The 20,394-nt window shown below is 49.7% G+C and carries 12 protein-coding genes and 1 pseudogene; 6 read left to right on the forward strand and 7 right to left on the reverse strand.

The genetic code is table 11. The features are described from left to right. Positions 1 to 168: 168 nt before the first annotated feature. From Afil_RS07060 to Afil_RS07070, 3 genes are all read left to right on the forward strand, one after another. Positions 169 to 846 carry a queuosine precursor transporter gene (locus Afil_RS07060; RefSeq protein ID WP_230267869.1) on the forward strand — a complete coding sequence of 226 codons (678 nt, stop codon included), beginning with the start codon at positions 169 to 171 and terminating at the stop codon, positions 844 to 846. Between the two features lie 228 nt (positions 847 to 1,074). Further along, entirely contained in the window at positions 1,075 to 2,346 is a 1,272-nt protein-coding gene (gene tgt, locus Afil_RS07065; protein ID WP_230267870.1) for a tRNA guanosine(34) transglycosylase Tgt, read from the forward strand. Positions 2,347 to 2,797: 451 nt separating this feature from the next. Further along, positions 2,798 to 5,239 (forward strand): InlB B-repeat-containing protein, encoded by a 2,442-nt coding sequence (locus tag Afil_RS07070; protein WP_230267871.1) that lies wholly within the window; start codon positions 2,798 to 2,800, stop codon positions 5,237 to 5,239. Between the two features lie 239 nt (positions 5,240 to 5,478). On the opposite strand, the gene Afil_RS07075 is transcribed toward Afil_RS07070, so the two are convergent. The 3 genes from Afil_RS07075 to hisS all read right to left on the reverse strand — a co-directional run bounded on the left by Afil_RS07075 (position 5,479) and on the right by hisS (position 10,272). After that, positions 5,479 to 6,540: a toll/interleukin-1 receptor domain-containing protein gene (locus Afil_RS07075; protein ID WP_230267872.1), complete on the reverse strand. Its 1,062-nt coding sequence runs from the start codon at positions 6,538 to 6,540 to the stop codon at positions 5,479 to 5,481. A gap of 339 nt (positions 6,541 to 6,879) precedes the next feature. Continuing rightward, positions 6,880 to 8,736, reverse strand: coding sequence for an aspartate--tRNA ligase (aspS, locus tag Afil_RS07080; RefSeq protein ID WP_230267873.1), 1,857 nt, complete (start codon positions 8,734 to 8,736; stop codon positions 6,880 to 6,882). Positions 8,737 to 8,919: 183 nt separating this feature from the next. Next, positions 8,920 to 10,272 (reverse strand): histidine--tRNA ligase, encoded by a 1,353-nt coding sequence (gene hisS, locus Afil_RS07085; protein ID WP_230267874.1) that lies wholly within the window; start codon positions 10,270 to 10,272, stop codon positions 8,920 to 8,922. Positions 10,273 to 10,876: 604 nt separating this feature from the next. Between hisS and Afil_RS07090 the strand changes: the two genes are divergently transcribed. After that, positions 10,877 to 12,610 (forward strand): ABC transporter ATP-binding protein, encoded by a 1,734-nt coding sequence (locus Afil_RS07090; protein WP_230267875.1) that lies wholly within the window; start codon positions 10,877 to 10,879, stop codon positions 12,608 to 12,610. Continuing rightward, a complete protein-coding gene (locus tag Afil_RS07095) occupies positions 12,600 to 14,456 on the forward strand; it encodes an ABC transporter ATP-binding protein (RefSeq protein WP_230267876.1) in 1,857 nt (618 codons plus the stop codon). The genes Afil_RS07090 and Afil_RS07095 overlap by 11 nt, the downstream gene beginning before the upstream one ends. A 256-nt stretch (positions 14,457 to 14,712) precedes the next feature. On the opposite strand, the gene plsY is transcribed toward Afil_RS07095, so the two are convergent. Together plsY and Afil_RS07105 are read right to left on the reverse strand one after the other, a co-directional pair. Continuing rightward, entirely contained in the window at positions 14,713 to 15,336 is a 624-nt protein-coding gene (plsY, locus tag Afil_RS07100; protein ID WP_230267877.1) for a glycerol-3-phosphate 1-O-acyltransferase PlsY, read from the reverse strand. A gap of 208 nt (positions 15,337 to 15,544) precedes the next feature. Continuing rightward, on the reverse strand, positions 15,545 to 16,570 hold the full coding sequence (locus tag Afil_RS07105) for a dipeptidase (RefSeq protein WP_230267878.1): 1,026 nt from the start codon (positions 16,568 to 16,570) through the stop codon (positions 15,545 to 15,547). 358 nt (positions 16,571 to 16,928) lie between these two features. Between Afil_RS07105 and Afil_RS07110 the strand changes: the two genes are divergently transcribed. Further along, positions 16,929 to 17,483 (forward strand): GNAT family N-acetyltransferase, encoded by a 555-nt coding sequence (locus tag Afil_RS07110; RefSeq protein WP_230267879.1) that lies wholly within the window; start codon positions 16,929 to 16,931, stop codon positions 17,481 to 17,483. Positions 17,484 to 17,667: 184 nt separating this feature from the next. Here Afil_RS07110 and Afil_RS07115 read toward each other — a convergent pair whose 3' ends face one another. Both Afil_RS07115 and Afil_RS11520 read right to left on the reverse strand, forming a co-directional pair. Next, the gene (locus Afil_RS07115) at positions 17,668 to 19,278 is read right to left on the reverse strand and encodes a hypothetical protein (RefSeq protein ID WP_230267880.1); all 1,611 of its coding nucleotides are present in this window, start codon (positions 19,276 to 19,278) and stop codon (positions 17,668 to 17,670) included. Between the two features lie 957 nt (positions 19,279 to 20,235). Continuing rightward, a pseudogene (locus Afil_RS11520) lies at positions 20,236 to 20,394 on the reverse strand (IS256 family transposase); the annotation flags it as partial.

Here is a 20,394-nt window from a genome sequence, read left to right on the forward strand (position 1 = left end):
AAAAGCAGAAAAATGTATACTTTCAAAGGCCGCACCTTCTTGGAAAGGTTCGTTCGCATTTTGTATTTCTCTGTCCCAGAAATCGGATAGGAACGCTGGCAATACTGGTTTCCCCGTCGATCCAGCCAGTGCAGGCGGCCTGCCCAGGAAAAGAAGGATTGATTAAACATGAATCAGAAACAACCTAAACAGGCACAGGAAACCTTCAGCTCGAAAAAGTTCAAGCTGATGATTTACATGACCGCGCTGAGTGCCGGCGCCCTGCTGATCTCCAATCTGGCAGCGGTAAAGCTCTGGAATATGGGCGGAATCGCCGTCGATGGCGGTCTCGTTCTCTTCCCGCTGACGTATATACTCAGCGACCTGATTGTAGAACTGTACGGAAAAGACCGTTCCCGCAGCGTAATCTATGCAGGCTTTCTCGTCAACGTGATTGCGGCACTCGTCTTTTATGTCGTAATCGCACTGCCGCCGTATCCCGGCTGGGATATGCAGGAAGCGTATGCGATGGTGCTTGGTTTTTCGCCCCGCATTATTCTGGGAAGTCTTAGCGGCTATCTGACCAGCAGTCTTCTCAACAACTATCTCTTCGAAAAAATGCGCGCGTCCTCCGGAATCTTTGCCCGAAGCTTTATCGCGCGTGCGCTGACCTCTTCGGTTTTTGCGCATATTCTCGATACGATCGTATTCGAAACGATCGCTTTTCTCGGCGTTCTCTCCTTCCAGGAATTTCTGATGCAGGCTCTGTTTGCCTATATTCTCGGAATGGGACTGGAGTTCGTTCTCTCGCCCGTCGAAATCGCCATTGAAAAAGCGCTGAAAAAATGGCTGAATGAAAAGCAGTAAACCGTTCGAAAACGTACCGGAAAATTCGCATCTCCGATCGAAACAAGAGACGAAGCCCTTCTTCCAAAACGCATGAACCGGATGGAAACATCGAGACTTTCGTCCCAAGCAAGGCTTTAAACGAAAAAAACAGTCCAGAAGATGCAGTCTTTCTGGACGTATCGTGAATACACAGAAAGGCAGGTTATGAATATGGATCAGACATCCGTTTCTTCTGCAGAAGACAGAATGGAAACAAAAGATACGACCCAGCAAAGCTTTCCCAATCGCTTTTCCTTTGAAATCCTGGAGAGAATTCCAGGCCATCTGGGTCGCGCAGGAATTATTCACACGCCGCACGGGGATATTCATACACCTGCATTCATGTGTGTTGGAACCCATGGGGAAGTTCGTTACGTCAGCATGGAGCAGCTGAAGGAAATCTGCGCGCAGGCGATGCTCTCCAACGGCTACCATCTGCGCGGCCGTTCGCAGGAAATCGCAGATGCCGGCGGTCTGGCGAAGTGGTCCGGCTGGAACAGTCCGACGCTGACGGACTCCGGCGGCTTTCAGGTCATGTCGCTTGGAAGCGGCATCGGCAAAGTCGTCAGCATGGACCGGGAAAAGGAAGTCGTCAACGCGCCGAAAAAGGAGCGTCTGGCTATTGTCATGGAAGACGGCATTCAGTTCCACGATCCATTCACCGATCAGGATGACTTTATCGGTCCGAAAGAATCCATGGAAATTCAGTGCCGGATCGGTGCGGACATTCATATGGCGTTTGATGAACTGACGTCTCTGGCCGATACGTATGAATACAATAAGGAAGCGCTGGAGCGTACGGAACGCTGGGCGCAGATTTCTCTCGATGTCCATAAGCAGCACCGCGACGATCTCGGCTATCGCCAGTCGCTTTACGGCGTACTGCAGGGCGGTCGCTGGGAAGATTTGCGCCGCTCGACCGCGAAAAAGCTTGGTCAGATGGACTTCGATGGATATGGCCTTGGCGGCGCGTTTCTCAAGAGCGATCTTGGAGAAATTCTGAAATGGTGCAACGAAGAACTGCCGGAAGGTAAGCCTCGCCATCTGCTTGGCCTATCCCGGCCGGATGACATTCTCATCGGTTCGGAAAACGGAGCCGACACCTTTGACTGTGTCGCCCCCACCCGCGAAGCGCGTCATGGCCGCCTGTATACGAAGTACGGCTACATCAATATCGAAAAGTACGCAGGAAGTCTCGACGTCATCGATGAACACTGCGACTGCCCGGTATGCCAGGCCGGCTATACCCGTGATGAACTGCGCGCGCTTCTCAAAAGTCAGGATCCAGAAGACCGGGAGAAGTACTTCACACTGGCCAGCATCCATAACCTGCGTTTTACGATCCGCCTGACGGAAGAAATTCGACAGGCTATTCTGGACGGCCGCTTTGAAGAATACAAGCAGCAGTTCATGAAAGACTATTACGGCTTCTCGCCAAAAGGCGCAGCCAACGAGAAGAAAAATACGAATAAACAATAAATTCAGAATCCGGTAAACACTTTGCAGACGGTGAACCGGAATACGAACAGAAATGATTTACGAGCAGAACGTACCGTCCAATTCGTCCGTTGCGCGGATTACTAAGGGCACAGTTCTGCTCGTTTTTTCATGTCTTACAGAAACGGGGAAAGTACAGAAAATGTGTACGTATTGCTCCGTTTTAATACAGACAAATATGGTATACGACTAGATTTTTAAATAAAACAGAGGATTGAAAAAGTAACAGAAAATGAAACAAAACTGTAATTAAAAAATACAGGGAAAAACGACATTTTCATGTTGATTTTCCCCACTTTGGGAAAGTGGTTCCATATAGCTCCTACACTGAAAACAGAAAGGTGCAGGTTCGAGTCAGCTGGTCAGATCGGGCAGTCTGATCATTCGGGTCATTCTCGAACTTCGCACATTTGCTTTGCACGAAGGAGTATGTATGAAAACAAAGCAATCAATGAAGAAGCTGCTGTCGCTGGCTTTATGCCTGAGCGCGCCGGTTTCGATGATGATCTCCATGCCGCAGACCGTTCTGGCACAGGAAGCGACGACCGCGCCGCAGGAACTGCCAGATGTCTCGGATAAGAAAGAAAATGGAACCTGGGGAACAGTAAAATACTATCTTCTGGATGACGGAACCCTGTATTTTGGACCTGGTCAGACAGCCACCACCCCAAAGAAATTTTATCTGGCAAGCTCTGTTACACGCATCGTCTGCCATCCCGATTTTGATTCCAGTCCGCTGACTTCCATGTATGAGATGTTTTATAACTATACAAAACTTGAAGACATTTCCGGACTGGCAGAATGGGATATCAGTAATGTAACTACCATGTACGGTGCTTTTGCGAATACAAAAATTAAAAATACCGATGCGCTTTCCTCCTGGGAATCTTCTAAACTAGGGGGACTGAACAGTACGTTTTCCGGCTGTACGGAACTCACCGATTTAAGCGGACTGGCTAATCTTGGAAAAAGCGGCTCCATTCGCGACATGAACGGCGCTTTCCTTGGCTGCACAAGTCTGGAATCTCTGCATGGACTGGAAGACTGGTTTTCCGCGGAAGAATCCAGTCTGGATTCCATGTCCTCAACGTTTGAAGGGTGCACGAAGCTGAGCGATGTATCTGCTCTGTCCGGATGGAACACCATGAACGCGACCAACCTCTGCCAGACGTTTAACAGCTGTCCGATTTCCGATCTTTCGGTCTTTTCCAACTGGAACGTTTCGAAAGTCAGCGGCTTTGCGGGAACGTTTACCGGAAATACTGCTCTTACATCCCTGAAGGGACTGGAAAACTGGAATACAGCCAGCGCCAGTTCCTATGCGCAGATGTTTGAAAACTGCACAAATCTGAAAGATGCGAATGCGATGAGCCACTGGAAAACCGAAAAATGGTTCAGTGCGGACAATATTCTAAACAATACTGCTGTCACTCATCTGGATTTATCGGGCTGGAATACCGCACAGATGTTTTTCAGTGATACATCGAGTTATTTGTTCTCCAATCCGCTTACCGCAATCCGACTTTCTGCAGATTACCTGAGCATGATCCGCCCGAATAAGCAGGCGCTTGTCAAATCGAAAAACAGCGACGCCTACGGGGATTCCTGGGTCAGCCAGAACCTGCACGGACCGTATACGTCCGCAGAACTGACTGATGGAACAGTTACATGGACCGAAGATATGGATGGCTGGTGGGGACGAGCCAAAACGGCGACTCTCGTCGACGAAGCGCATGGTTTGACCAAAACGATTTCTCTTCCCGCCGATCTGGAAGTCAGCCTTCCGCTTGGAACGGGCGCCTTTGACGGGAGCCCATTCCATGCCAGAGTCATCGGGTGGAAAAAAGCCAATAGTGAAGAAACCATCACGAAATATACAGCTGGACTGAGCGAAGAAAATATTGAACTCAACCCGGTATGGGAATTCGAGCTGCATGCGAACACCTGGACGTTTGATGCCAACGGCGGTACTGGAACGATGGATTCCATTGAGGTGAGCGTACCTTCGGATACGTCCGCTCGCGTTCCAGACTGCTCGTTTACCCGCGAAGGCTACACGTTTACCGGCTGGAATACAAAAGCCGACGGCAGCGGTGATAATATCGCGGTTGGCGATACGATTGACGTGGATTACTCCATTGACCAGTTCACCGTATACGCACAATGGAAGAAAATTCCTTCGCATCAGGTTGCCTTTGAAGCCAATGGCGGCACAGGCGATATGGAGACGCTGATCTGGAATGGTGAAGAAGATCACGCTTTGCCAAAAAATGGCTTTACCCGAACGGATTATGAATTCACGGGCTGGAATACGAAAGCTGACGGTACGGGTATTACCTACGCGGATGAAGCGCAGCTGAGCGGCGGTGAAGAAGACTCTGAACTTACGTTATATGCTCAATGGAAAAAGATACCGTCTCATATGGTAACCTTCGCTGCAAATGGCGGAACCGGCACTATGGAACCTCTGCTCTGGAAAGGAGAAGAGGGAAATAAACTGCCCAAAAATACCTTTACCCGATTCGACTGGATCTTTACCGGCTGGAATACAAAGGCCGATGGTACTGGTACCGCTTATGCCGATGAAGCCCAGCTGACCGGCGGCGAAGACGATACGGAAATCACGCTGTATGCCCAATGGAAGGCTGTCCTGCATTACGATCTTCTCGATCAGGCGATTGAAAAAGGCGAGTCAATCGCTTCGAAATCGTTCAAATCAAATCAGAACGAGACACTCAATGCGGCGATTGCAGAAGCAAAAACGGTTCGAACACAAAGTGAATCGCAGATCGAGATCGACCAAGCCGCCAGAACGCTCAATCAGGTACTTCTGTCTCTTCGCCTGACCACGGATACAGCACTGCCGAGTCTATAGAGCGCCATTTCCGCTTGGAAATGATAGAGGAGATCCGTTTTTGAGAAAACGGAATCCGACCGATCCTAAACAAACGGCACCAAAATGAAAAGTCCGCTAGTGTCGGAAAACCAGATTTGGCTCCGACCTGGCGGACTGTTTGTTTGTACGAGGATTGAGCAGGGAAAGAAAAAACAGGCTGCGATCATTCCTTTCTCAGGAAGAAACTGCTGTTTAGCAAAAGAACCGCGTTACCTGTTTTACTCAAACGAGGAGGCTATGTCCTCGGATTGTTCACGTTCTTTCAAAAAGTCTGCCAGAGGGGTGCACAGGTGATTCCACATATAATTGAACTCAGTGCGATATGCCTGGTACATTTCCCAGTCTTTTTTTGCTCCATCGAAAGTAAATGATTCCTGATTATCACTTGAACCATCACCATAGCGGTAGTTTTTTAAAGAAAGCGAACCCGTTCCGTCTTTTCGATGGACGAGGTAGGTTCGATGTAAAATCGGCAGCGAACATACGCGTACCTCTAGCAGTTCTGGGTAATTGGCGCTTCGTTCTCTCCAGATATTGAAGTTGTTTTCTAAAGGGATGTACCACTTCATTTGTTTACGCATATGCTGAACGATCTCTTCCGAGGTGTATTCAGACTGAATGATGACTCGTACCGGTATGTGATGCTCCATTAGCTTCTGCAGAATGTCGATCTTTTCATTATTTAGATACCAGTAAGAACCGACATGAAAGGCCATATCTACACCGCTGACGTTTTGAGAGGAATCCAGAGAATACTTAAAAAAATCAGCAACATTTTGGCCAATGTTTAATCCTAGAGAAATTGTTCCAGGAGCTAGAAGGAGAAAGCTTACCAGACGATCAACAGAGGCTTCGAAATATTCTGTTGAAAGGATAACTGAATTTAGCTGTTCAAGAATTTGCAGAGAAGGAGGTAATAGCGAGGACAGCTGACTGGACCAGACAAAACCGTGCAGCTGAACGGGTATAATAGTCTTCTTCAATTCCATAGCGGCTTCAATTTCCTGTCGGACCCAGTCTTCTTCATGAACGCAGCGATCGAGAGCGGCAGGGGAAAGAATCAGAATAAAATTTTCACAGTTCGCAATAGCATTCTTGATTCGATTGTTTATGTTTCCTGCTTTGGACTCTTCCAGATCGAGAAAACAGGAAATTCCCAGAGATTCGAGCTGATCGCGAATCATTTTGGCCGCAAAAAAACCGTCAGCGCGGCGATAGCTGATAAAACAGTCCACAGGACTGGATCCGTCATGCAGCGGATCGGGCTGGAAATGGTTCATAAGGATCTGCACCTCCGTTTCTTTTTCTCGGGTCCAGAAAGAAGCTTCTAAATCAGGGAATGATGTCTTCTTCCTTGGGATTGATAACTGTTTTCAATGCTCGTTGTATTGGAATGTTTCTGTTCATTCAGAATAGGCAAAGAAGGACAGACGTGCAATATCTGTTGGATTTCTTCGCATTTTCGATTGCGTTTTCCACAGATCTGTATCATTTTTCACATACAAAAATCGGCCGGTTTTCTGCAGCCGTTTCCGAAGGGAAACAGACTGCAGAAGACCGGCCGTTTTGAGCTGATCGTTAATCCAGAGGATTTCTTGAAAAATTATCGTGAATCGGGATTAGCGGTTTTCTTTCCAGGCGCGGATTTCGTCAAGGGAGACGTTTACAACGCTGCCGTCGGAAAGGGTAAGCGGAAGGGTGCCTTCACGCAGGCTTTCGAGAACTTCACGCTCTTTGGGTTCTACGTTTACCGCCAGTTCGAGCTCATCAAGCTGGAGAGGATCGACGGTATTTGGTGCATCGGACATCGGGTCGCGGGCGGAAGCGTTTTTCGGGAAGGCGATGACATCACGAATGGAGTCTGTTCCGCACAGCAGCATGGCGATACGGTCGAGACCGAAAGCCAGTCCGCCATGAGGAGGTGTTCCGTACTGGAAGGCATCGATGAAGAAGCCGAATTTCTGCTGGGTCTGTTCCGGGGTAAAACCGAGAACTTCGAAGATTTTGTCCTGCAGTTCCTGTTCATAAATACGCATGGATCCGCCGCCGAGTTCATAGCCGTTCAGTACGCAGTCGTACGCGTTCGTTTTGACTTTGCCAGGATCGGTGTCCAGCAGAGGAATGTCCTCGCGTTTTGGCATCGTGAACGGGTGATGCTGGGAAACCCAGCGGTTTTCCTGTTCGCTCCACTCAAACATAGGGAAGTCGACAACCCACAGGAAGGAGAATTCGTCTTTTTTCTTCAGACCCTTTTCGGAAGCGATATCGTTGCGCAGAGCACCGAGGGCCGTGCAGGCTTTGAGCCATGGATCGCTGACAAGCAGAACGGTGCCGCCGTCTTTTACGCTGGATGCGTCTTTTAAAGCATTCAGTTCTTCTTCCTTGAGGGATTTAACCGCGGAGCCGGAGAAGACACCGTCTTTGTATTTGAGAACGACCAGACCGCTGGCGCCGTTTTTGCGGGCTTCCGAGGTCAGACGCTTGATTTCCTTGTTGGAAGGCTGGAAGTCTTCTACGGTAATGCCTTTGATCACGCCGCCGTTTTCAAGGGCGTTATGGAACGGAACGAATTCGGCTCCCTTAAACGTTTCAGAGAAATCCTGCAGTTCCATGCCAAAGCGGTTGTCCGGTTTATCGATGCCGTAACGGTTCATGGCATCTTCCCAGGTGATTCGCTCAAACGGGGTCGGCAGATCGACGCCTTTGACGTCTTTCATCAGTTTCTTCAGCATCGCTTCCGTCAGCGTCAGAATCTGATTTTCATCGAGGAAGGACGTTTCGATGTCGAGCTGGGTAAAGTCGGTCTGACGGTCTGCACGCAGGTCTTCGTCGCGGAAGCAGCGGGCAAACTGGTAGTAGCGCTCCATGCCGGAAATCATGAGCAGCTGCTTGTACAGCTGAGGCGACTGCGGAAGGGCGTAGAACGTACCGGGTTTCCCGCGGGAGGGCACGAGGAAGTCACGGGCGCCTTCTGGTGTCGAACGGCCCAGAACCGGCGTCTCGATTTCGACGAAATCATGGGTATCGAGGAATTCACGCAGGGAACGGACGATGGCTGCACGCGTCATGAGATTTTTCTGCATGACGGGACGGCGCAGGTCGAGATAGCGGTATTTCATACGGGTATCTTCGAGCGCGTCGGTTTCATCCGCAATGATCAGCGGCGTAACTTTTGCCGGGTTGACGATCTCAAAATCGGAAACGATGACTTCGATATCGCCCGTAGGAAGCGCCGGGTTCTTGTCCTGGCGTTCTTTTACAACGCCTTTTACATGAAGAACGTATTCCTGACGGACTTCTTTCAGGCGATCGTTGAAGCTTTCGTCAAATACGAGCTGCACGATGCCGGAGCGGTCGCGCAGGTCGATAAAGTTCATAGCTCCAAAGTTTCTTTTTTTGGAAACCCAGCCGACAAGTTCAACTGGAGTGTTTTCGTTCTCCAGACGAAGCTCGCCGTTGTGATGGCTTCGATTCATATCAGATAACCTCCTTAAAGGGAAAAAACAAAAGGAATTTGAAAATTAAAGGAATTGGAAAAGGGAATATAGACGGCAAAACGGGAAGGGAGGCTGCGATTCAGACTTTCTATACGCATTTCGCAGGCGTTATGCCGTTTTTGGATAAGGAAATGGATTCAGGTCAGGACGGGTAGTGTCAGCTTAGTCCTGATGATCGTGCGCTTCGTGCTCGTCATGGTCATGATCGTGCTCATGATGATGATCGTGACCGTGCTCATCGCCTTCTTCGAACTGACTGTCCATGAAGTCGATCAGCTCATCCGCATTCAGACTGGTCTGTTCGCGGGTCTGCGCGTTCTTAATCGTAACAGTGCGGTTTTTCGCTTCGTCTTCGCCGATCAGCAGCGTGAATTTGGCATGGGCGCGGTCTGCAGCCTTAAACTGCCCTTTGAACGATTTGCCCATGAAGTCCATGTCAGAACGGAATCCGTTGGCGCGCAGTTCGGTCAGAAGTTCAAACGCATAGCTGCGGGCTTCCGGATTGAGAACCATGACGTACGCATCCAGAGGCGGCTTTTCGCCAAGTTTAATGCCTTCCGCTTCCAGCGCGAGCAGAATGCGCTCTTCGCCAAGCGCCCAGCCGATGCCGGACATTTCCGGTCCGCCAAAATAGGGGATCAGGTTGTCGTAGCGGCCGCCGGCAAGAAGCGTAGCCTGGGCACCCATGGAAGGCGATTCGCTGACAATTTCAAAAACAGTATGCGTGTAGTAGTCGAGACCGCGAACCAGAGAAGGATCGACACGATACGGAATGTTCATTACATCGAGCAGATCAGTAACCGTCCTGAAGTATTCGCGGCTTTCCTCGTTGAGGTAGTCAGCCATGGACGGCGCGTTTTTCATGCAGTCCTTGTCGTGATCGACTTTGCAGTCGAGAAGACGGAGCGGATTCTGTTCATAGCGGCGCTTGCAGTCGGAACAGAGATCATCGACATATGGTGCGAAGTATTCTTTTAAAGCGCTTCGATACGCCGAGCGGGATTCGTCATCGCCAAGGGTATTCAGCAGAATGGTAATATGGTCAAGGCCAAGGGAACGCAGAATGGAGTAGGCGAGAACCATCGCTTCTACGTCCGAATACGGGCTCTTCAGACCAAGAGATTCGATACCGAACTGGTTGAAAATACGCAGACGGCCTTTTTGCGGACGTTCATGACGGTGCATCGGGCCGATATAATACAGCTTTACCGGAAGATCCGGCAGAGCGTACATTTTGTTTTCTACAAAGGAACGGACGACTCCTGCGGTTCCTTCCGGACGCAGAGTCAGGGACGTCGAAGAATTGGGAAGAGTAAAGGTGTACATCTCTTTGTTGACCATGTCGCTCGAATCGTTTTCGCGCTTGAAGACATTGGTGTGTTCAAAGATCGGGGTACGAATTTCATCAAAGTTGTAAAGAAGACAGAACTGACGGAATAAAGTTTCGAGCTGCTGCCAGGAGTAGCTTGCTTCTCCGTAAATATCCTGCGTTCCTCTCGGAATTTGGTAACTCATGTTTTCCTCCAGTTGACGGGCAGTTCAGCAGGGGCTGAACCGTACACTAAATCTTACTATATTTATTACGGTCATATAGCCTGAATTGAACAGACTCTGAAAAGGTTTTGCATTTTGTTCATCAAAACGGAAGGCCGTTTCCTTTCCGTCCGAAGATACTTCAAAAAAGCGGCAAGGGAAACGGGGCGAGCCCGGCCTTCCAAAAACTCCTGTTCAGAAAGGGCCTGTCCGCCTGCGGAATACCGAATTGAGGGAATGAAAAGCGAATTTCTTACCGTTCTTGCGTATTCTAAATACAGTTCTGTATTTTGGCGGTTCCAGCTGACAAACAGTCTGCTTTTAAAAACTGACGGAAGGCGGAACGAGCGCACCGTCCTGGACATCGTCAGTCTGTACACCGACAGATTGACAATTCAGAAAACGGCATAACCGTCTGCGCGCCTGTATACGAAAGAGTCAGCAGGCAGGAATCAGCAGACAATAGATAAGAATAGAAACATTATGAGCGGCCGGGTTCCGGCTTTTCATCGAAAAGCAAAAGATAAAAATCCAGAGCACAAGGATGCTGAGCGCCAGAATAACCGGCCTGAAAAGAGGGGATAGGATGAATGGTTCAGCGATTTTTAAACTGACAAGAAGTGCGCGAAAAGATTTTATTCTCGCCGTGATCTATGTTGCCATCGAGACTTTACTTGAAGTCATCACCCCGGTTTTGATGGCCGATATTATCGATATTGGCGTGATGCACCGGGATACGTCCATCTTTGTCAGCCGCGGTTTGGGGATGCTCGCTTGTGCAGCGGGTTCACTTCTTTTTGGTCTGCTCTATGCCAAAGCGGCAGCCCGGGCTGCGGCTACGGTCGCCAGCCAGATTCGACAGGCGCAGTTTGATCAGATCGAAAAGTTTTCGTTTGAAAACATCGACCGCTTTGAATCGTCGGGACTGATTACCCGACTGACGAGCGATGTCATGGTTTTGCAAAATACGATCACCAACGGCATTCGACCGATCGCGCGCGGCCCACTGATGCTCATTCTCGGCATCATCATGTGCTTTATCATCAGCTGGAAACTGTCCATCGTCTATCTGATCGTTTCGCCGATCATGGCTCTGCTGCTGATCTGGATCGTTTCGAAAGTCGCTCCGCAGTACCGGTTCATTCAGAAGACGGTCGATGCGCTCAATGAGGCAGTGGAAGAAAACCTGATTGCCATTCGTCTGGTGAAATCCTTTGTTCGTGCGGATTACGAAACAGACCGTTTCGACCGGGTCAACGAAGATCTGGCGTCTTTAATGCAGAAGACAAACCATCTGGCCTTCTTGAACCTGCCGCTCTTTCAGGCTTCGATGTATATCACGATTCTGGTTTTGCTGGCCATCGGTTCGATGATGATTGTGCAAAGCATGCTGGCTGTCGGTCAGCTGACCGGCATCATGTCCTACGTTCTGCAGATCATGAATGCCTTTATCATGATGTCCAATATCTTCCTGCTGCTGACCCGTTCCGCGGCTTCGATTCATCGCATTGAAGAAGTGCTCGACGAAAAGATTACAATGCACTCGCCCGAACAGGGAAAGCTGCTTCAGGACGGTTCGATCGATTTTGAAAACGTCAGCTTCAAGTATTCGAAAGAAGGCAGGGAAGACGTTCTGAGCGATGTGACGCTTCATATTCCTTCAGGAAGCCGGGTCGGCATTATCGGAGCTACCGGATCGGCCAAATCGTCTCTGGCCATGCTCATTCCGCGACTGTATGACGTATCGAGCGGCACTCTGAAAGTCGGTCAGGAAAACGTTCATGATCTGGACTTGAAGGCGCTTCGCGAAGATGTTGCCATGGTTCTTCAGAAAAACACGCTCTTTTCCGGAACGGTTCGCGACAACCTGAAATGGGGCAATCCAAACGCCAGCGACGACGAAATTCTGAAAGCGATCGATCAGGCTGGAGCCAGCGAACTGATCGCCCGACTGCCCGGCGGTCTTGATATGGAACTCGGCCAGGCCGGCGTCAACGTGTCCGGCGGTCAGAAGCAGCGTCTGTGCATTGCCCGCGCGCTGCTGAAAAAGCCGAAAATTCTCATTTTTGATGACTCGACTTCGGCAGTGGATACGAAGACGGATGCGCTCATTCGTAAAAATCTTGCCGAGATTCACGGGCTTACGCAGATCATCATTGCACAGCGCGTCTCTTCAATTTCACACTGCGATCAGATCGTGGTCATGGATCAGGGTCGTATTGTACAGACCGGCACCCATGACGAACTTTTGAAAACCAGCCCGATTTACCGGGAAATTTATGAAAGCCAGCAGGGAGGAGGTCAGCCGGATGAACAGTAAATCAAATGCATCCAGACCCAGAAACCGTCGTTCGGTCTTTCGGCGTCTGCTCAACTACATGGGCAATCACCGGCTGACGTTTTTTGCGGTCGGCCTTCTGGTTACCGTTTCCGGTCTGGCCAATCTGGCTGGAACGTATATGATTCGCCCGATCGTCAATACAGCCGGCGAGGGCAATACGAACGGCGTGATCCGGCTTCTGGTGATCATGGGCGTCATTTATCTGACCGGCGTACTCAGTGCGTGGGGCTATACGCAGCTGATGGCCAAAGGCGCCCAGCAGGTCGTCAAGGAAATCCGGCACGATCTGTTTGTCCATATGGAATCTCTGCCGATCCGCGTATTCGATACGATAAAACAGGGCGATCTGATGGCGCGCTTCACTTCGGATGTCGATACAGTCAGCGATGCACTCAACAACTCGTTTGCATCCATGATTCAGAACTTCATTCAGGCATTTGGTACGCTGCTTCTGCTTTTCGTGCTCAACTGGAAGCTTTCGCTGATCGTCGCTGTATTCTACCTGTTCATGTTCGCGTACGTTCTTCTCGCCAGCAAGACGAGCCGGAAATACTTCTCTTTCCAGCAGAAATACATCGGCGCGCTGAACGGTTTTGCGCAGGAAGCCATCCACGGTCTTCGCGTCATCAAAGTATTCAATCATGAAGACGCCAGTATGGAGCAGTTTAAGAAATACGATAAGAATCTCTATGCGGCTTCGAAAAAGGCGCTGTCCTATTCGCAGACGATGGTCCCCTTTATCGTTTCTGTTTCCTATATTAATTACGCCATTGTAGCGATTACCGGCAGCTACATGGTTCTGCAGGGTCAGGCGGACGTCGGTTCGCTGGCCAGCTATCTTGTCTTTGTTCGGCAGGCAGCAGCACCGATTAACCAGTTCGTTTCCCAGGCAACGCTTCTGCTTTCGGCCCTTTCGGGTGCGGAGCGCATCTTTGATTTTATGGACATTGCGCCGGAAGCCGATCAGGGACACGTGACCCTCGCTTACGGAATTCAGGACGAAAATGGCAAATGGATGGAAAGTTCCATTCCGCAGAAAAACTGGGTGTGGAAACATCCGCGCCCGAACGGTTCCGTGGAATGCGTACCTCTTCGCGGGGATGTGCAATTTCGTCATGTCGATTTTGGCTATGTTCCGGAAAAGCAGATTCTTAAGGATGTTTCGCTGTTTGCCAAGCCCGGTCAGACGATTGCTTTAGTCGGTGCGACTGGCGCCGGAAAAACGACGATTACCAACCTGCTCAACCGTTTTTATGACATTTCCAAAGGAAGCATCTTGCTGGATGGCATCGACATCAAACTGATCGCCAAAGACGATCTGCGCCGGTCGATGGCCATGGTTTTGCAGGATACGCATCTGTTTGCGGGAACGATTCTCGATAACATTCGCTACGGCCGTCTGAACGCCAGCGATGAGGAAGTCATCGAGGCAGCCAAACTGGCGAATGCCGATTCCTTCATCCGTCGTCTGCCGGAAGGCTACCATACGCGTATCAGCTCCGATGGAGCGAGCCTTTCCCAGGGTCAGCGGCAGCTGCTTTCCATTGCGCGAGCAGCCATTGCAGATCCGCCGGTGCTCGTTCTTGATGAAGCCACATCGAGCATCGATACCCGAACGGAAAAACAGATTGAAGAAGGCATGAAGCATCTGATGGATGGACGAACGACGTTTGTGATTGCGCATCGTCTGTCGACCGTGCGCAACGCCGACTGCATTATCGTGCTCGATCAGGGAAAAATCGTTGAGCGCGGCAGCCATGAAGAATTGCTCGAACAGAACGGCTTTTACGCCAGACTGTATAACGGCATGTTCGAACTCAGCTGATTGTTTTTGCAATTAGTAATACAGATCTCGCATGCGAAAGCGGCGGTTCCATACGACTTTCCCTAGGAAAGCGTGAAACCGCCGCTTTTTTACAGGATACAATGCACGGGGAAATGCTGCCGGAATGCCGGCGGCTGCGGAGAATTTCCGGAAGATTCGTTTCACACGTAGATCGGGCACGTCTTGCAAATATATACAGACGTTTAGTCCGGAAAAAAGCCGGTCCAGGACCGGCTAAATGAGAAATCGATGAGAGTTAAATCCAGGTTACTTTGCTTTCCTTGCCGGCGCGAACTTTAAGAATGTTCGATTTGTGCCGGTAGATGATCAGCGCGGTCAGCATCCAGCTCCCGGCGATCAGGAGCAGATCCTGCGAATTGGTCGACCAGTTCATGGAAAGAATCTGCAGGGAACTGGCGAGTGCCGCACAGATGGAAGCCACGGACACCCATTTGTATAAATACAGAATGATGAAGAACATCAGAAACGGAATGAGGAAATACAGTCCGTTATGGAAGACAAACAGGGAAATGCCAAACAGGAAGCCGTACATGCTGGCGACTGCCTTGCCGCCTTTGAAATGAGCAAAGATCGGATAGCAGTGACCGATGCAGCAGGCCAGTCCGCTGACCAGCGCGCAGGCCGGAGAAACGAGGGCGCCGATGCCAATGGCAGCAACAACTTTTAAGGCATCCATGAAAATGACGAGAACGCCGACCTTTTTGCCGAGAACGCGTCCCGCATTGGTACCGCCAGGATTGCCGGATCCTTTTTTACGCAGATCGGTATGGAAGAAGACTTTTCCGATGACCAGCGCGAACGGAATGGACCCCAGCAGATAGCCGATGATAAGACAAAGAATAAACCAGAAAATTTGCACAGATATTCACCTCTAAATATTCGTCTATCCCGATGCAGAGCATCGAATGCAGTTCCTGTTTCGAAAAGAAGCACAGGATCAAACGCGGGCAAAAGCCGACTGGAAAAGATGGCCTCCTGCTGCTTTAGACAGACAATTTACTGTACACCTATTGTATCAGTCCGAGCGATTTCTAGCCGTGCAGAAGGAAAAACAGATTTCCTGGTTTTCAGAGATCCTCGGGAAGAACCTGCTGCAGGACGCGAAAAACGTTTTCGCCCATGACTTTGGCAATGTCTTCTTCACTCCAGCCCGCTTTTTCTAAGGCGTCCGCCAGCTTCTGCATCTGCGAAGCGTCTTCAATTTCGACTTTGGAGTGAATGCCGTCAAAATCTGTACCGATCGCGCAGACGTCAATTCCGCCGGCTGCCCGCAGATGTTCAAGATGACGAATCATGTCTTCAAGCCGCGAGAGGTCTTCATCGTTTTCCCGTAAAAAGTCGGCACAGAAATTGAGACCGATCACGCCGCCCGTTTTGGCAATGGCGCGAATCTGCTCATCGCTGAGGTTGCGGCTGACTTCGCATAACGCCCGACAGTTGGAATGAGAAGCAAGGACGGGTTTAGAGGCCATTTCCATCACATCCCAGAACGCCTTGTCTCCAAGATGCGAGACATCGATTAAAATGCCGAGTTCTTCGCATTTGTGAACGAACTGTTTGCCGTGTTCGGTCAGTCCCTTTTCTGTTTCTACGCGAAAAAGGGGAGCCGGTTTTCGGTAATCGACATCCGCAAGATCCGCAAAGGAAATGTTGGGGTGACCGATCGCGTTTGGATAGTTCCAGGTCAGCGCAATGAGCCGAACGCCCATGCGCTGCCAGAATTCGAGCAGGTCCAGATCCTGAAACATCACATCGCCTTCTTCCAGAGAAAGCAGAACGCCAGTTTTCGAAGAGTTTTGTAAAGCATCCAGATCCTTGCGGGTAAAGATCGGAAGCAGAAAAGCACGATGTATGTGCATCTGCTTCTGAAATTCGTTCAGCAGACGAAGCGCTTCGTGTTCGGGCTGACGGCCGTTGCCGCGATCAGTAAACAGCGCAAACGTCTGCAGCGCCACGCCGCCTTTTCGAAGTTTTTGAATATCGATGCAAAGATCGTTTTTTGCCAGAGAGGCGTCCTGATTCTGATCGCGGCGTTCGCGCAAAGCGAGAATGGTATCGCAGTGCAGATCGCATACGGGATACGTTTTTGTCATGGATCGTTTTTCCTTTCCTGCCGGGTATGAAATCGAATCGAGAGGGATATGGACCCGGCTTAAACCGTGTTCGTCTTTGATTTTAACGGCTGCACAAAAACAGGCGATCCTCTCGAAGCAAAATGACAGAATTGTCTGAACCTGTACATTATCCAATCTCGTGTCCGTCCAAAAAGAGTTTTCCTTTTTCGAGGGGCGTGTAACGCGCTACTATATTTTCTAAAGTTTCTCTTTTGTGTTGTCCTTTCACGGACTGTACCCCGAAAAGTGGACACGAAAGAGAGGATCATCCTGGATCCTGCATATTTACAGAATTCCATAGAAAGGAAACAGTCCCTTAAGACCTTAAGAAACGCCAATGTATACGATTCGATTTGCGAAAAAGGAAGAGGCCAGAAGACTTCTGGAAATTTATAGACCGTATGTGGAAAACACGGCGATTACGTTTGAGTGGGATGTACCTACCCTCGAAGAGTTTGAACACCGTATTGAAACCATTCAGAAGCACTATCCGTATCTGGTTCTAGAAGAGAAAGGCAAAATCATGGGCTACGCCTATGTCGCTCCATTTAAGGAAAGACAGGCATACGCCTGGAGTGTCGAAACCAGCATTTATCTGGATCGAAATTCCCGTCACAAAGGGTATGGCTCCAGACTTTATGAGGCCCTCGAAGAAGAATGCCGCAAAGCTGGATTCATCAATTTTTACGCCTGTATTGCCATCCCTTCCTGTAAGGACGATCCGTATCTGAATCTGGACAGCGTTCGTTTTCATGAAGCCAGAGGATTTAAGGAGTGTGGCCGCTTTGACAACTGCGCGTTCAAGTTTGATCGTTCCTACGGCATCGTCTGGATGGAACATCGCATTCAGGACTATACGCTTCCTCCCAAACCGGTAAAGACGATCGGCTAAACCTGCCAGTCGAAACTTTGCACAGGCAAAAGAAAGGGAAGAAAAGAAAGGGAAAAGGGAAGACAAAAAGAAAAGAGGCATAAGAAAAGGCTGTTCATGCAGGAATGCACGGGCAGCCTTTGGCATTATTTTGATCTGAATAAGATTTTGTGCTGGCTTATTCTGGATGGGAAATGGATTGGAATTATTCAACAACCCACCAGGCAACGCCTTCACCGAGCCATCCGCTGGAAATGAGGAATACATTTTCCTTGCGGCTTGTTGTGAAGTGGTGCGAGCCGGCCTGATCGGCGTTCGGATTGTATGTACGGAATACAGGTACGCCTTTTCCAAGCGCGTTGGAGTACCAGGCGATGCCTTCATATTTCCAGCCGAGATCGGTAAGAACGTTCATTTCCTGCTCATCGAGCGTGAAGTGATGATCGCGGTTGTTCGGGTTGTACAGACGGTAAACCGGTTCGCTGGATGTTTCCGGGGAAACCCAGGCCAGACCTTCATCATACCAGCCGATCGCGGACAGGTAGTTTTTCTCGCGGACATCCTGAGTAAAGAGGTGTTCGCCCGTGTTCGGGTTGTAAACGCGGTAGAGGTTTACCGTTGGGCCAACTTCTTCTTCTCCGCCGGTATCCACGGTTTTGTCGAAGGTATAGGTGTAGGCAGCATCGTATTCCTCATTGGAGAGAACAATGCCGTTTTCATCGGTGTTGATTTCTTCGGTCCAGCGGCCTTTGCTCTGGTCAAAGCCTTCGAGAGCAACCATGCCGGTTGGAATGAGAGACGCATCGAGGGTACCAGCAGCGTGTGCGCCGTCATTGGTTTTCACCATGTCCATGTCGATCTCTACGACTTTCGCATCGGCGGAACCGTCATCCCAGTTACCGTTTTCTACATGGAAAGCCACTTTGCCGGACGGTACGTCCAGTTCGAGACCGGTCTGGTCAATTACGCCGGTGAAGCGAATCGGAACGATCAAGGCCATCCAGGGATCCAGGTCAATGTTTCCGTGGAAGGTTGAGGTGCTCAGAATCGCCTGACCGCCTTTCTGGAAGTTTTCGTCCTTAATGAAGAGCGCGCCTTCTGGAGAGTAGGCATGGATTGTTTTCGGCTGTGTTGTTTTGTCGTCATCGAGCGTCTTGCAGGATACTTTGCCTGTTCCGTTTTCGTTGATTTCAAAGCGAACGGTGATTGTACCGGTCGTCGCATCATAAGAAGCCTGGGTACATTTCATGAACTTGAAGAAGCCTTCGGCAGCTGCGCCGCTTCCTTCTTCAAATACCTTCTGCCATGCCGATGTGTCGCAGAGAATGTCTTCGTTTACCGATACGATTTCCGGATTGATCTGGAACGTATAGGTGTAGCTTCCCTTGAGGGATTTTGTGTAAAACTGAGGTTTGCTGTTGGCCATGATGTACGCCAGACGGAAGGTTCTGTAGCTGTTCCATACGTTGGTCATGTCCAGATCGCCGCCGATCTGCACCTGACTCTGACCTTTACCTGGCTGATAGAGCAGGGAGTCCATCGGAGTGCCATCTACTAGCGTATCGATCGTCAGATCGCAGTTTACGTCGGTACCTTCGCGGTATGTCGCAGGAAGGTCACTGGCCAGAATCATTTTTTCTTCTTCCGAAAGCGTTTCGTTGATGTCAGCCTGGCTGTTTTCCGACAGGGTGAAACTTTCCATCTGAGTCATTTCCTCTTCCTGAGCAAACGCCTGAACCGGAGAGAGGGTCATTGCAGCGGTGCTAAGGATCATAGAGGTACTCAGAGCAAGTTGTAAAAATTTGTTCTTTTTCATATCATTTCTCCTATAAATCGCTGTATTTGAATTGAACTTGCGTAAACAAGTCGCAATCACTTCGTATTCTAAGTATTATAATATAATTTAATATTCATTCATCGATGCGACGCAAATCATATCATGAAGCCATACTCCATGCGACATGAATACTGCATTTGAAAGCGGATCATATAATTTCACACAAAGGATACAAAATTGTTCGAATAGCAAATAAAGATCACATTAATGAAAAGAAGCGCAGCCGGCCTGCGCTTCTTTTTTGAAGAATATGGGAAAGACGACAGTCCGAAAGACTCGCCTGTGCCCGGAACATCCTTCTCAAAACCAAAGAAAAAGATCGGCCGTTTCCATTGCCGATCTTCTGGTCTGTCTCATTCCTGTTTGGTCGGTTCGAACAGACGGGAAGTGCTGTTTAGATTGCTGATTCCGGTATCCAGGAAAAGCCGTCTGTTCAATTTCGATCTTCGGACTGGATCCATTTTCTATTTTCCGAATGCATCCATCAACAGACGGAATTCCTCTTGTGCCTGGCGTTATTTCCGATCTGTCTCATCCCGTTCGTGGATCGGACCTTATTTCGCTGCGCTTACTGTCTCAGGCTTGTTTCTCTCCGTTGGCAGAATGAGCGTCGGACTGATTTCGTATCAGGCGATTTTTTCGTCGGTCCAGCCGGCATCGCGGGTATGTCAAAAATTTTGTGTAAATTCGTTTTTTGGTAGTTGAAACATTTGGCCGTTTCGAAGGCTCAAAACACCTCGCTGGACGAGGAGCGAGTGAAAATTTCTGGAGCGGCCCTTTATAGCGGGCGCCCCTCTTGCTAGACTTGTGACGTCCCTGCCAGGGTGGCATTTTTTCGACGGCGGGGACGTCTTTAGGGGGTGCAGGGGGAGCGGGGACCCGCTGTAAAGGGTTTAAGCGGAAGAAAATTTCATGAGCGGATTTCGGATCTGCCGCTTATCTGGCTGAGTACTTCTCCAGCCTGGCGCCCAGTTCTTCCTCGCACAGGAGCTGATTGCGTACCATTGCCCAGTTTTGAACCGTTCGTCCCTGCCATTTCTTCTCAAGCTCCACAATGCGTAGATACAAAGCCTTATAAACTGAATCCTCATTTGG

Source organism: Allobaculum fili, from assembly GCF_020969955.1.
GTDB classification, from domain to species: domain Bacteria; phylum Bacillota_I; class Bacilli_A; order Erysipelotrichales; family Erysipelotrichaceae; genus Allobaculum; species Allobaculum fili.

Excerpts from the sequence above, each read along its gene's own strand:
- Afil_RS07060 (WP_230267869.1), top strand. The coding sequence starts at position 169 with ATGAATCAGAAACAACCTAAACAGGCACAGGAAACCTTCAGCTCGAAA.
- tgt (WP_230267870.1), top strand. The coding sequence starts at position 1,075 with ATGGAAACAAAAGATACGACCCAGCAAAGCTTTCCCAATCGCTTTTCC.
- Afil_RS07070 (WP_230267871.1), top strand. The coding sequence starts at position 2,798 with ATGAAAACAAAGCAATCAATGAAGAAGCTGCTGTCGCTGGCTTTATGC.
- Afil_RS07075 (WP_230267872.1), bottom strand. The coding sequence starts at position 6,540 with ATGAACCATTTCCAGCCCGATCCGCTGCATGACGGATCCAGTCCTGTG.
- aspS (WP_230267873.1), bottom strand. The coding sequence starts at position 8,736 with ATGAATCGAAGCCATCACAACGGCGAGCTTCGTCTGGAGAACGAAAAC.
- hisS (WP_230267874.1), bottom strand. The coding sequence starts at position 10,272 with ATGAGTTACCAAATTCCGAGAGGAACGCAGGATATTTACGGAGAAGCA.
- Afil_RS07090 (WP_230267875.1), top strand. The coding sequence starts at position 10,877 with ATGAATGGTTCAGCGATTTTTAAACTGACAAGAAGTGCGCGAAAAGAT.
- Afil_RS07095 (WP_230267876.1), top strand. The coding sequence starts at position 12,600 with ATGAACAGTAAATCAAATGCATCCAGACCCAGAAACCGTCGTTCGGTC.
- Afil_RS07105 (WP_230267878.1), bottom strand. The coding sequence starts at position 16,570 with ATGACAAAAACGTATCCCGTATGCGATCTGCACTGCGATACCATTCTC.
- Afil_RS07110 (WP_230267879.1), top strand. The coding sequence starts at position 16,929 with ATGTATACGATTCGATTTGCGAAAAAGGAAGAGGCCAGAAGACTTCTG.
- Afil_RS07115 (WP_230267880.1), bottom strand. The coding sequence starts at position 19,278 with ATGAAAAAGAACAAATTTTTACAACTTGCTCTGAGTACCTCTATGATC.